The sequence below is a fragment of the Vibrio sp. NH-UV-68 genome (assembly GCF_042940635.1).
GTDB lineage: Bacteria > Pseudomonadota > Gammaproteobacteria > Enterobacterales > Vibrionaceae > Vibrio > Vibrio pacinii.
Genome location: NZ_CP134975.1, coordinates 1,561,550 through 1,574,661, shown reverse-complemented (window position 1 = coordinate 1,574,661; position 13,112 = coordinate 1,561,550). Strand labels below are relative to the sequence as shown.

The following is a 13,112-nucleotide window of genomic DNA, read 5'->3' as shown; positions in this document are numbered from 1 at the left end:
AACTCCTTCCAATATAGGGAAATAACATGGACAAGCAGGCTTTACCCCAAGCGTTACTCAGCCTTTTTGACACGGCAAGTGAAGGTTTGTGGTTTATGAGTGACGACAATGTCGTTCAGTTCTACAACCACTCCTTCTACCAACAGTTCGCACTCTCGACAGATTATTCAACGTTGGATGATTGGCTGGCCCTTGTACATCCTGAAGACCGAGAGCGATTAACGCAAGAAGTGGATGGACACCAAAAAGAGCAAACATCGACACGTGTCAAAACCCGCTACCGGGTAAAAAACACCTCAGGTCGTTATCTATGGATTGAAGCCACGGGGGTGAGAGTGGAGTATCAAGGTGGGTTTGCCATGGTCGGCTCTCACAAAAACGTGTCAGAAGAAGTGTTCCTGAACCAGTATCTCTCGCACATGGCTAACCATGACAGCGAGACGGGGCTGTTGAATCGGCACCAGTTTTTACAAAATGCGCCAAAGTTGAATAAAAACGGCTGGATTCTTGTGTGCTGTTTAACCCAATTGCAGCAGTTTCAACGACGAGTGAGGTATGATGCGACGGGCCAGCTTTCTTCGACTCTGGTGTCGACCCTAGATGATGTCTTGAATTTAAGATACGGGTTGTATCGAATCAGTGCAGATGTCTTTGTGGTGACGATGGAGCAAGAGCTGGATGATGAGAAGGCGTGTTCATTGATTAGTCAAATCGAAGCGGTGTTTCATCAGGGTCGAATGTGCAGTACAACGCTGACCAGTCGACTCGGTCTTGGAGCACTCCCCGTCAATGATTTGGATGTCACCCACCCTTTAGAGCAAATCTTTAATCTTTCTGAGTACACGCGATTGGTATGCTCCCCGGTCACCTATACGGGGGAGTCACAACGTAACATTGACCGACATTTTGCCATACAAGACGCGTTAGAAGCGGCCATTGATACACACCAAATCATGATAGCGTTGCAGCCAATAGTCGAAGCATCGACAGGGGACCTGATAAGTTTTGAAGCGTTAGCTCGGTGGGAGCACCCTGAGTTGGGTTCGATATCCCCCGCAGAATTCATTCCCATTGCCGAGCGGTTAGGGCATATACATGCGTTGGGCTTATTAGTCCTGGAGTATGCCTGCCAATACTTGGTGATGTTTGACTCAACACACAATGCAAGACCTTTAGTCAATGTAAATGTGTCAGCGCATCAATTATTGAAGGCGAGCTTTGTTGAAGATGTGTGTGAGATTGTCGCTCGATTTGGTGTTTCTCCTAGTCGTATTGTGCTCGAAGTGACCGAGTCCTACCTACTTGATGAAGACCCTACCATTACAACAACACTTAATGAGCTTCATACCCACGACTTCAAGCTGTCCATCGATGATTTTGGGGCAGGCATGAGTGCCATTACAAGCTTATTTAGGCTTCCGTTGTATCAAGTAAAATTGGATAGAGCATTGATTCATGAAGCGATGCGACGTGATGCCTGCCTAAAGCTCATTACGCATTTGTGTGAGTTTGGTCGTACACACAATATCAGTCTGGTTGCGGAAGGCGTAGAGACCTCGGCGATGTTCAAGACATTAACTGGCGTAGGTGTCCCTTACCTTCAGGGGTATTGTCTTTACAAGCCTTGCTCACCTGAAGTGTGGTTGGAAAAACGCGCGCTGGTTTAAGATTTAGGGAGGATACGAATGTTAAATTACACCTGCAAGTTATGTACTTTTGAATCGACGGTTGATGTACAAGAAACGGTTCCGTTTCAGATTGAGCATGGAGTATGCGAGTTTTGTATGGATGATGTCCATCACGCGTTAAAAGCGAGCCATCAGTTCAACAAAGTTGAGCTTCATTTGAGAATTAATTTGCGTAAGCTCAGGTACAACTTACAGCGAGTGACACGCCATGATAAAGAAGTGAGTTCGGTGCTTGATGTCGTTCAATCAGAGGTGAGCGCCATTGAGCGTGAGTTGGGAGAGTTGATGTCAGACTATCCTTCGATTGCTGAAGTGTTATCGGAATATCGAAGTTTATTATGCGTGTATAAGTAGCGAGCAGGTAGCAACACATGGTCATTGCGGAGTTTCGTTTTATTCATTATGGCTATTCAGGCTCATTGAGCGTGAGCGACCAGAATTTAATTAGAAGAATACAAGAGCATATCAACCAGGGGAGGCGTCGAGAGCTGTTTGGGATGCTTATCGTACTTTTACTCGGAGAGTCTGCGCATAGAAGTGTGAGTGAAAAGGCTGACTCTACTTTGATGGAGCTGAAAGATCTTTATGAACTGAGCGATAGTTCGGTCAAGTTAAGTAATGGGGTGAACCTGCGAATTGTATAAAACCAAACGATCAGGGGTTATTAATCATGGGGCAGACATTACCATTCAAGATTAAGTCGATGTTATGCGGTTAGTAAGATACGTACATATAGCCTCTGATTCAATGTGTTTTCAACACGGTTGTAGCACAATTAGGAACACTTATTTAGCGGTTTTTTATTAGGTACGATTAGGACGAACGAATTATGAAAAAAGGATTTTTTGGGTTTAAAGGGATACTGCTGAGCGCCATGGCTTGTTTGCTAACAACGGCCCTTATTGTAAGCGCTTGGATTGGCTATAATGAAACTCGCGAAATCGTCGTGGAAAATGTGGAGCGTTATTTTACTGACTATACACGACAACAAGCGATGGCTGCAGAGAGCTATTTCGGACAGAAGACACGCAGTATCAGTAAAGTGGCGAAGCATTATAAGGCTCAGCCTTTTCCTGAAAACTATATTGAGCAGACTAAGTTACTCGCTAATGCCATGGACATAGACAGTGTTGTGATATCACTTGACAATGGTGATGCGTACTGGAATCAAACAGCCGACACATGGCCCAACCACAAATATAATGGCGATGTTACGACACGTGAATGGTATCAACTGGCTCAAGGAAAATCACAGGTCTCTGTAACCGAACCGTATGTTGCTTCTGATGGTGTGATCTGGATTAGTTTTGTTGAAAAAACATTCAATGGCACGGTTTCTTCTGACTTGACTCTGGATTTTCTAAACCAGATCGTCAATAGAGTGAGTGATATACCTGGTGCGGTTGCTGTTATGATGGATAGTGAGACGACAATACTTGCTTCATCTTCACCTGTCATAAAAAATGGTGAAAAGGCAAGGGACCTGAATGGATTCAGGGATACTGCGCTGAATGCGGTCAGAATGCCTTCCGGTGTTCAGTCTTACGAACTGGATGGTCAAAAGAAGCTGTTCTTTTCTCACAGATTCCAAGTGGCGGATAAAACATGGTACCTAGGTGTAGGGGTTGATGAAGCAATTGCATTTCAAGAGTTAGGAGAGTTGGAAAACCGCCTTACTCTCAGTGTCGCGATTAGTGTCCTGTCTGCACTCGTTGTTATGTCACTACTCTTCCATCGCTTATACCAACCCGTCCTAGCTCTTAGGGATGTCGTAGAGGGGCTCGCCAAGGGTAATGGCGATTTAACCAATCGGATCCCAGTAACGTCAAGCGATGACCTTGGACGGATAGCCGTTGGTATCAATGGGTTTATCGCGCAGTTACAGACAATGTTCCTAGAGGTTAAAACCTTGTCCAAGGAGCTTGAAAGTCGCATTGGTACCCTTGCAACTCAATCCCAACAGAGTGCTCTGCGCCTCACAGAGCACGCTTCCGAAACCGAGCAAATTGCTGCAGCAATTGAAGAGATGAACTCCACCGCGGAAACGGTTGCTCAGAGTGCTGCGACAACTGCGCAACTGACACAGAAAGCAGAAGACTTGGGGCGTGACGCTTCTCAGAGTATTGACCAGTCCAAAACAAACATGAATTCATTGCGTCGAGAGGTTGATGTGGCCGTCGGACGTGTAGAAGAGATGAATGGTAAATCACAAGGTATCCACTCTATCTTAACGGTCATCAGTGATATTGCTGAGCAGACAAATCTGCTTGCCTTGAATGCGGCGATCGAAGCGGCTCGTGCGGGTGAGCAAGGACGGGGATTTGCGGTTGTAGCGGATGAAGTTAGAAATCTCGCGGGACGAACAAAATCCAGTACAGAGGAAATTGAGCAGGCGTTAAATGAGCTGTTAAGCAGCAGTCATCTAATGGTGGATTCAATGGAAAGTACCAAAGTGTGTTGCCAAGAAGCTGACTCTAGCGCTAATGCCTTGGAAACGAATGTTTCCCATGTTGCAGAGTTGGTCACACACATTAATGACGCCAGCATGCAAATAGCAACATCGGCTGAAGAGCAGAGCAGCGTTACACAGGAAATTGGTCGTAACATCACCCAAATTAACGATATTGTGAATGCACTAAAATTATCGGGCGTTGAAATTGAAGAGGAAACACTCAGACTAGTAGAAGTTAATCAGCAATTGAGCGGGTTGATGGCGAAGTTTAAAGTTGAGCAGTAGAAGGTGTAAATCTTAGTAGTCGAAGAGGAGTCGATAGACTTGAAGAGAGTCGCACTGACGTATGGGGATGCGCCAAGAGCTGTTTTTGATGCTGGTTGTGCTTTTACTCGGAGACTTTGCGCATAGAAGTTTGAGTTGAGAGGATGACTTAACTTTTATGAGTCTTGAAAGAGCGGATAAGTTGGTAGTCGATGCTGCGAGAAACGACATCGACTAACACAACAATGTGGCTTGTAGGGTTGATACCTACAAGCCGCTAGTACCTGTTATTTACGTTTTTGTAGATAACATATATCTGAAGTGGGATGTGATGCGAGACCGGACATTAGACTAACCGCTCTCCTAGCAAGTTTTTGCCCTGTTTTGCGTTACTGGAAGCAAACCTCTTCAGCCACATTTCAAAAGTTTTCGATAGATTTCCTGATGCCAATGTGATGTATGTAGGAATATAAGTTTTGTTATGTTTCGTGCTTTGGGGTAACTCAAATTTGAAGATACGCTAACCAAGTCATTTATTTATGCAATTAATTTTGTATCATCAATAATGAATAGAACAAAAGATAGGGTGTAAGTATCTTGCTTTATGATTAGACAGCTATGTATTCAGGTTCCGGTTAGGTATACCGGGAAAGCACAACCATTAGGCCAAAACACTATTCAATCAGTGGCTTTATCGACTCTGTCATTACAGACAGCGTAACAAGATTCGTCTGATATGGAAAAAGGAAATATTTGACACTTGCGCAATCAGCTACCGCTTCACTATGTTTTTAGATGCGAACCCCTATCAGCCGATGGCAAATGAACGCCAAATCAGAAAAATTAACGGAAGGCATTACACGAACGTGGGTAACTTCAACTAACATGAGCTGTGTGTTTCATAAAGATGGTTTCAATTTTCTTAGCTGAAGCTTGTAATTCTGCTTTCGCGACACCTCTTTCCTGAGCGGGTAGTGCTGTGATACTTCTTCAGACAACGGATCTTGGTCAGATAACTCTGTAATCTTGTTAGCACCTTTAGTGAGTTAGGGGGCCGTTCCCAGTTGTAGTAGTGCTAGCAGTAGGTCCAGTTCTTCTAGCCCCACCGGCCAATAGAGTAAATGCATTCCCCCTCCCCAGATACCAAGAACACTGATGGACTAAGGTCACAAAACCCTTGAAACACGAGAGGCACACAATTTAGTTGCGACGCTCTTACAGCACAAAATCTAAGTCAACTTCACCATATACAGCGACAATCTATAAATTTGAGTACCAAATGGAGAGCGACTAAGCAATCTCCATTACTACGCCTTTAAAATCAGTAAGACAAACTAGGGGCGGCTCGCACATAAGTTTTATCTGTCAGCTGCTTGAGCATGAACTCCGCCGCATCTGCTGCTGAAATTTTCAAGGTGATCTCTCTGTAATTTGAAGAAAAACCATGTTGGTAGTTACCAGTACGAACTCCGTCGGTTAACGATCCTGGGCGAACAATGGTCCAGTCGAGACTGCTTGTCCTAATAAACTCCTCTTGGAGCACATGATCAGCATAGGCGCCTCTCAACAAGAATCCAAACATAAAATATCTCCAATATGCGTTTAGGTTGTTTACGCTGTCACCTACACCTAGGGTAGATTGAGAGACTAATCGATGAACTCCAGCTTTTGTCATCGCTGTAATAATGTTATTCGTTCCTTTTGAACGTACCGTTCCTTTTAGTCCCGCGCCCAGAGATGATAAAACCGCATCTTGGTCTTTTACCGCTTTGTGCACATCGTCAACATTAAGTACATCCCCCTGTATTACCTTGAGATTGGGATGAGCTAATGTCACTTTTTTCGGATTGCGAGCGAAGACGCTGACGGTGTATCCCAAATCGATTGCCTGTTTGACAACTTCTCTTCCTGTGGTGCCTGTTGCACCAAAAACAACTATGTTCATTAACAACCCTCTTAGAAATTACTTAGTTCATTTATGAAGTTTTGACTACAGAGAACGTTTCTCTAGTCATGTTATTGTCAGGGGAACCATCACTCCCAACTATCGTGTGAGACAAAATCATCTTATTGTCTCTGTGCTTGAAGCCCTACATGGTCCCGTCTTTTATTCAGCTTGGCCAATTCTAACGCCTTTAAGTTATGCAACATTATTGTGCATCTGGTTTTACATGCCACTCATTATGGTTTGACAAGCTGAGCTATAACGTTTGTTTTAAGGAAACGAATACCATTTCTAAACCCATCGTTAAGGTCAACAGAAAGCAAGTTCTTATGCCTGGCTTTACGAAGTCCGGCTACAACTTGACCTACCTACCCTTTAGTTGCTTGTGACCTTTACCTGATAGAAAAACCAGTTTGTCCAGCTTATTGGTGAATATTTCTCAGTTTATGATGATCCTATATTCGATTTGTTTCATCTTAATACGAACTTGGTTCATTATACTCAACCGTTCTATTGTCACTTGACACAAAATCCAGCTTTCACAACATTTAATCCAAATTTCGAAAGTGGCTACTTATCTATTCAGACAATGATTACTGCGTGAAAGGTTTCAACATCTGGATGGACGATTGGAAAGACCGAGGTTGGCGTAAAGCGAATAAAAAGCCAGTTAAACATCGTAAGCTTTGGAAGCAAGTCGATGAACTGCGATCTAGAAAGTATGTCGAGGTACTTAAAGTCAAAGCGCACTCTGGCATTGAAGGAAATGAGAGAGCGGATATGTTGACAGAGCTGATATCTTCGTCAGTACCATCAAACCCGACAACTAGAGCACTCTTATTAGAGGCTTGAATCGCTTTAATTGCGCCGAGTGCCATCTCATCATTTTGTGCAAACACGGCTTGTACTTCTGGGTACGAAGCCAACAAGTTTTCCATTACGTTCAACTCTTTGCTTCGGTCAAAGTCTGTGGGTTGAGAAGAGAGAAGCGCCTCCAGCAAGCCGAGGTTGATGCTATTGGTGTTTTTGTTGATAACATATGCCTACAGCACCTAGAGTATGTCATGTTACGGAGCGGCTAACGTATGGACAAAGTGGTGAGTCCAGCGTTTTATCATTGCCCAATCTCTATAATCCCCTTCACTCACGCCGTTGCTTTTCGCGATCCACTTGAGGGGAAAACGAAAGTACCAAGGCATTACCTTTAGCTTTAATGTACCAGGAAAACCTGCAACCATAATCGGTTTAACTTGGGTGTTCATGCTAAGCAGTGTGTCATCGTAGACTTGCTTGTCATCAATTGGGTTTGATGTGCCTTGCACAAGAGAAAGACAAGTATAAAAATACGCAACTGGAATCTCTCTGAGTATCGTTTGATAGCGAGTCACATACTGTCTGACGGTGGGTAACCACTTGTCATAACGGATGGGACTTCCCACTATCACCGCTTCATCACCTAGAGGTGCACGCGCATTTTCAGCATTTTGGCACTCAACCTGCAGACCTAATCGAGAAAGCTCAGTTGCCATTGAGCGCGCAATGTCTTCGGTTGAGCCAAATCCCGAGTCGTACACGATGAGCACTTTATTAAAGTTCATGATATGGGTCCTTTCGATGAGTCACTGAAAATTTGAATATGGTTGATATTGAGCGAGAAAAACACGTTATGTGAACGCTTTCGTTTTTCTAAAGGCGACGAAGAGTAAAACCGCAATCGCAGTTTCTACCGCTAGCGCGGCCAAAATAGCCTCAGACGGCATACCATCGGTAAGTATTCCTATTACTCTACCCACAGGAAAAGCGAAAAAAACGATTTTTGCAGCAATGATGGAGGTCTTAGATAAGGGATGGTAGAAGAGGCCAGCTAGCATTACTGCGCCCAATACAGCGAGATTTGTCCCCGGTCCTCGTAGCTCACTGAGTAGGCTTGGGTCATCCGCGAGCGCAATACCATAGCTTAAGTAAAAAGTATGTGGCTCTAATGCAATAAACCCGCCGATAGTAAAGGCGGTCACCCCAGCTATCCCTAAAACAATACGTTCAAACATAGATACAATCATGGTGCAATCTCCTTCTAGATTTTATGACATCATTGGATTTACTGACTAGAGCCACAAAACTGCGGCAGGCAGTGAACGTTGTTTATTAGACCAAATTGGGCGATGATTTAATTGACAGAAAGTCGCTAAACGTTTGCAGGAAGTACATATTGATGGACGATAGAAGAACACAAGCCATGGCGAAGTTTGAACAAAACAGGTGCCAGGATGAGGAAGTCAGCTCTCCGCTCAGTCAACTGAAAATGAGTAGCGTTTTTTATACTTACTCAACGTTGAAGCAACCTTGGGGGGTGAAGATCCCTGCTATTCCCTCTAGTACAATGTTTCACTTGGTGCTAGAGGGCGAAGCGTTAGTTTCAGCGTATGGGACACGCGTAAAACTGGGGCCTGGTGACTTTATTTTGCTACCACGAGGTACCGGTCATGATATCGTTGACGTCAATAACACACCAGCCAATGACCTGTTTGACAATGATATCGAAAAAATCACCGAACACTATGAGCGTTTAACTACGGCTGGTGAAGGTGCGTTGACGACGACTCTGTGCGGCACGGTCTTGTTTGATAACGAGGTGACGACATCCATCATTCAATCAATGCCGGATTATATTTTGGTGCCGTCACAATCCCCAGCGCACCAAACCATCGAAAGTGTGGTCCAATCGATACACAGAGAAACTGAAAATGAGGATTATGGCGCAGGACTTATTGTCTCTAAGTTGGCGGATGTATTAATCCTTCAATGTATTCGTGCTTGGGTGAATGAACTCTCTGATGAGCATCAGACTTGGCTACTGGCACATACAGATAAGCGTCTTTCTCGTGCGATGAAAAAAATACATGGAGACCCCTCTGCGCATATCGATATTGAGTCTTTAGCTGAGTTATCTGGTATGTCTCGTACCAGCTTCATTGATTATTTTAAGAAAATCGTGGGTCAGACGCCTAAGAAGTACATTACACATTGGCGCTTATCGTTAGCGCGAGAGCGCTTGTTGCATGGCAATGAGCATATTCTCAATATTGCACTCGATGTTGGCTATCAATCTGAAGCCGCGTTCAGCCGTGCATATAAGAGTAAGTATGGAGTGTCACCATCTTATTCTAAGAAAACCGGATAATATCGTTTTATCTAGGGAACGGTGGGCAACCCGATGGAAACTCGGGCTGCCCAATGGTGATGGTTGCATCTCCCGTCCTGAATGCTCTATCCCCAGTAACCTCCTTCAATGGTTTTGGTGACATAGTCTGAGAACTTTGTCGGTTTGGTGCCAGTGGCTTCCTCGACACCATACGCAAGGTTTGAGTTACGCCCGTCAAAGACAACAGTGAAGAGCTCATTAAGAAGCCATTGGTAATCTTCTGGTACGTTTTGCTCTTTGAGGATGTTTAGGTAGTCATCGATACTGACCGAGGTAAATTTAATCTCTTTGTTGAGCTGTTTGGAAATCTCATCAACGCAGTCCTGAAAGGTCAGTAACTCAGGACCGGTCACCTCATACAGGCGGTTGCGTTTGCTTGGGTCAACCAGAGTGGCCACCGCTACTTCTGCAATGTCATCCGTGTCAATGAAGGGCTCTGGTGTGTTTCCAGCAGGTAATATTAAGTGGCCGTTCAAGATGCCATCAGCCATAAAGCTTTCGCTAAAGTTTTGTGCAAACCAAGAAGCGCGAACCACATTCCATTCAAGGCCACAGTTGATAAGAACTTGCTCCGCTCTTTCAGCCCCGTCTTCACCTCGCCCTGAAAGCAAGACCACATGCTCAACGCCCTCGGCTTTCGCCACTTCGATAAATGCGCGGATATCACTTTCTGCATTGGGTACGGCAAGGTCGGGCTGATAAGTCACGTACGCTGACTTTGCGCCTTTTAAGGCGCCAGGCCAAGTTGCTCTATTTTCCCAGTCAAAGCAAGTCGAGGTGCTGCGGGAGACTGGGCGAGTCTCAAAGCCAAGTTCAATGAGTCTTTTGTTGACACGAACACCGGTTTTTGCATTTTTTCCGATGATGACAATGGGGGTAGATGGATTGTTCATGATGGATCTCCTCGTGGGATTATGACGTGTTGTTGACGTGGTGTTCATCATGTCCTGAGAGTGCCTTTAGCGGAATGATATTAAGTTCGTATTTGTTTGCATAAAGTTCAAAATTGGAGAAAGGGGACGATACATGGGGTTGAGGTTTTAATCACTCGAAATGAACCTTTGTACATATGTCGTCTTGATGACAAGTCTTGTGACCTCATGGAGATGACTACGTCCAACGACAATGTCGCTATTCCTGAACGAAACGTTATAAAAAACGGACTTTCAGTCAAGTGGAGATGGAGCGGTTGAGTATGATGTATCACGGTTACGCTAGAAGTCGATGCGTAATGAACGGATTTATCATAAATACTCGGTCCCAGGCAAGGAAGTGTGATGGACTTGGGGATGTCCAAGTCCATTGGATGTTAGGGAAAATAATGTTTAGTGATAAGTAAGCGCAATAGGGAGATAGCTATGGTTCGATTTCGTAACGCTAAGCAAGAAGATCTGACGTGTCTAGTGCACTTGCTCGCTGACGATCCGTTGGGTCGTGATAGAGAGGATACGACCCAACCTTTAGATGAACGATATCAGCAAGCGTTTCAAACTATATTGAGTAATGCGCAAAATCAAATGATTGTTGCGGAACTTGACAATGAGGTTGTTGGAATGTGCCAATTGACGTTCATTCCTTATTTGACCCATAAGGGAGGATGGCGATGCTTGATTGAAGGCGTCAGAGTGAAAGCGACAGTAAGAGGGCAGGGAGTTGGAACCGCACTGATTCACTATGCGCTCGATCTCGCGAAGGCATCAAACTGCATTATGGTCCAGTTGACCAGTGATAAATCTCGCCCTGACGCTATCGCCTTTTATCAACGCTTAGGGTTTAGAGACAGCCACGAAGGTCTCAAACTACTCATCGGATAGTCTATCGTCTACTCCGGTTGCCTACACCTCAATTTTCTGTCGCACAGATGAAGACGAATGAATTCTATTTGGTAGGCTTCAACACTCTAGGATATGAAGGAAAAGAAAATGAATGCTCGTCACGTAAAGCAACAGTTATTTGAAGAAAGTGGTCAGAATCTTATTGTGGGAAGAGTCATTGACTGTCCCATTGAACCTGAACATTTAGCACAAACGACAACTGATTCCCCTTATGTTATCGAGGCTTTTGACAGCGGTTTGACGGCGGAAGTCTATAGAGTTCGTTTTGACAATAAGGACTTTACTCTAAAGAAGAAGCGTCAAAGTGCAAAGGTGCAAAACTTAGATGGTCAATTTTCTTTTCTTAATGAGGTTCAGCGGCGTCAGGACTTTCAGAAGTTAAAAGCAGAGCGTCGTACTGGTCGGTCTCTTGATGGAATTGTGAATACCGTTTATGCCGACTATCGATTAGGGATCATCTTATCTGAATGGATAGAAGGTGCGCCAATCCAAAGCCTAACGCCTGAAATACTCCAGCAACTGTTTTCGACTTTGATGATGTGTGAACAAAACGGATTGTTCGAATGGGACTTATGCTCTGGCAATTTGTTAGTTGACCATCATCAACAACTTAAATTGTTCGACTTTGGTTACATGTATGAGTTTGACCCTAGACGGGCATTTAATAGTAACGGAACGAACGATCCGCTATTTAACTTCTGTGAAAGGTTTGAGACGCGTTTCTTATCTGGATGGTTACTCGAGAAGGGGTATACCCAGGATAAGGCCCTCATTTTGTTTAGAGAGGTCAAAATGACCGCACTAAAAGCCATAGAGGATAAAATAACTTGGCTTGAGGGGAACGGTGGCGAGTCTTATATCATCGAATACTATCGTGGTATCCAGAGAGAGTTCAGCGAGGCCATTTCTAACCAATCAGTACTTGAGCGGTGTTTCTTGACAACCATGTTCCGCTCTCATGTGCTTGATATTGAAGACGATCTGGAAGGCAAAAGTTGCACAGCCTTAACACTCAAGCGAATTGATGTCGTTCAAGAGATTCTCAATCATCATTTTCCACTGCTTGAAAGTTACAGTGCTCTATTTTATCAGAATGAAGGAGCCTCTCAGGAAGAGTTGGGCCTTAGATATGAACAGAAGCGCCAACTGGCGGTAAGCTATCAGTTGTAAAACAGAAGTTGGAGTTATGGACACTATATGCAGCAGTAGCTCGAAACGACACTAGATCGACTAGGCTCCCTCCCTAGTAACCCGGAAAGTTGATACTTGAACGAGCGAAAAATGGACAAACGGACTCTTGATTAGCTACTGACGAGCCTTTTAGACTCTCGAGTTGAAGGGGCTGTGGGCGAAGAGAGCGTTGTTCAAAATAACGGCAGCACTTCTACTGGCGGTTTAATCTCTTTTTGATATTTAACTATGAGGAAATTGGTCTTTCCAAAAGACTGGACCTAGGAAATAAATTGCGATGGCTGTTGCAAAACTGGAACAACATATAACACCAATCGCCAGATGACCAGTTCAACTGGCGTTTTTCATTGTAATGGCTGTTGAAAACGCCGTAGACGCAATGTCAAAAGGTATTAGGTTATCGGATCAATAAGAAGCGTGTAGATAATACTGGAGAGGTGCTGGATCCCATCTCTGAACAATTGAATCAAGTAACTGATATATTAGATTAAAAATTACCGACAAAGCAAAACAACAAGCGGGCGGATTTAGGAAG

At 44.2% G+C, this 13,112-nt stretch carries 10 protein-coding genes and 3 pseudogenes; 7 read left to right on the top strand and 6 right to left on the bottom strand.

What is annotated here, in order from left to right; translation table 11 throughout:
- Window positions 1–26 precede the first annotated feature (26 nt).
- The 3 genes from ViNHUV68_RS07275 (at window position 27) to ViNHUV68_RS07265 (ending at window position 4,425) form a co-directional block, all read left to right on the top strand.
- Window positions 27–1,667 (top strand): EAL domain-containing protein, encoded by a 1,641-nt coding sequence (locus tag ViNHUV68_RS07275; protein WP_391086854.1) that lies wholly within the window; start codon window positions 27–29, stop codon window positions 1,665–1,667.
- 18 nt (window positions 1,668–1,685) lie between these two features.
- Window positions 1,686–2,042 carry a hypothetical protein gene (locus ViNHUV68_RS07270; protein ID WP_391086851.1) on the top strand — a complete coding sequence of 119 codons (357 nt, stop codon included), beginning with the start codon at window positions 1,686–1,688 and terminating at the stop codon, window positions 2,040–2,042.
- A gap of 475 nt (window positions 2,043–2,517) precedes the next feature.
- Window positions 2,518–4,425 carry a methyl-accepting chemotaxis protein gene (locus tag ViNHUV68_RS07265; protein WP_391090217.1) on the top strand — a complete coding sequence of 636 codons (1,908 nt, stop codon included), beginning with the start codon at window positions 2,518–2,520 and terminating at the stop codon, window positions 4,423–4,425.
- 878 nt (window positions 4,426–5,303) lie between these two features.
- On the opposite strand, the pseudogene ViNHUV68_RS07260 reads toward ViNHUV68_RS07265, so the two are convergent.
- Both ViNHUV68_RS07260 and ViNHUV68_RS07255 read right to left on the bottom strand, forming a co-directional pair.
- Window positions 5,304–5,510, bottom strand: a pseudogene (locus ViNHUV68_RS07260) (IS481 family transposase); the annotation flags it as partial.
- A gap of 215 nt (window positions 5,511–5,725) precedes the next feature.
- Window positions 5,726–6,349: an NAD(P)H-binding protein gene (locus ViNHUV68_RS07255; protein WP_391090215.1), complete on the bottom strand. Its 624-nt coding sequence runs from the start codon at window positions 6,347–6,349 to the stop codon at window positions 5,726–5,728.
- 573 nt (window positions 6,350–6,922) lie between these two features.
- On the opposite strand from ViNHUV68_RS07255, the pseudogene ViNHUV68_RS07250 reads away from it, so the two are divergent.
- Window positions 6,923–7,201: pseudogene (locus ViNHUV68_RS07250) on the top strand (RNase H family protein); the annotation flags it as partial.
- Here the strand turns inward: ViNHUV68_RS07250 and ViNHUV68_RS07245 are convergent.
- The 3 genes and pseudogenes from ViNHUV68_RS07245 to ViNHUV68_RS07235 all read right to left on the bottom strand — a co-directional run.
- Window positions 7,117–7,338: pseudogene (locus ViNHUV68_RS07245) on the bottom strand (substrate-binding domain-containing protein); the annotation flags it as partial. The pseudogenes ViNHUV68_RS07250 and ViNHUV68_RS07245 overlap by 85 nt on opposite strands.
- Before the next feature lie 78 nt (window positions 7,339–7,416).
- Entirely contained in the window at window positions 7,417–7,947 is a 531-nt protein-coding gene (locus tag ViNHUV68_RS07240) for a flavodoxin domain-containing protein (protein ID WP_391090213.1), read from the bottom strand.
- 66 nt (window positions 7,948–8,013) lie between these two features.
- The gene (locus ViNHUV68_RS07235) at window positions 8,014–8,409 is read right to left on the bottom strand and encodes a DUF4345 family protein (protein ID WP_391090211.1); all 396 of its coding nucleotides are present in this window, start codon (window positions 8,407–8,409) and stop codon (window positions 8,014–8,016) included.
- Window positions 8,410–8,561: 152 nt separating this feature from the next.
- Here ViNHUV68_RS07235 and ViNHUV68_RS07230 point away from each other — a divergent pair, with 152 nt between their 5' ends.
- Window positions 8,562–9,530, top strand: a complete 969-nt coding sequence (locus ViNHUV68_RS07230; RefSeq protein WP_391090209.1) for a cupin domain-containing protein — start codon at window positions 8,562–8,564, stop codon at window positions 9,528–9,530.
- Window positions 9,531–9,616: 86 nt separating this feature from the next.
- Here the strand turns inward: ViNHUV68_RS07230 and ViNHUV68_RS07225 are convergent, their stop codons facing one another.
- Window positions 9,617–10,444 (bottom strand): NmrA family NAD(P)-binding protein, encoded by an 828-nt coding sequence (locus tag ViNHUV68_RS07225; RefSeq protein WP_391090207.1) that lies wholly within the window; start codon window positions 10,442–10,444, stop codon window positions 9,617–9,619.
- A gap of 465 nt (window positions 10,445–10,909) precedes the next feature.
- Here ViNHUV68_RS07225 and ViNHUV68_RS07220 point away from each other — a divergent pair, with 465 nt between their 5' ends.
- Window positions 10,910–11,365, top strand: a complete 456-nt coding sequence (locus tag ViNHUV68_RS07220) for a GNAT family N-acetyltransferase (protein ID WP_391090206.1) — start codon at window positions 10,910–10,912, stop codon at window positions 11,363–11,365.
- A gap of 108 nt (window positions 11,366–11,473) precedes the next feature.
- A complete protein-coding gene (locus ViNHUV68_RS07215; RefSeq protein ID WP_391090204.1) occupies window positions 11,474–12,556 on the top strand; it encodes an AarF/UbiB family protein in 1,083 nt (360 codons plus the stop codon).
- The last annotated feature ends 556 nt before the right edge of the window (window positions 12,557–13,112 follow it).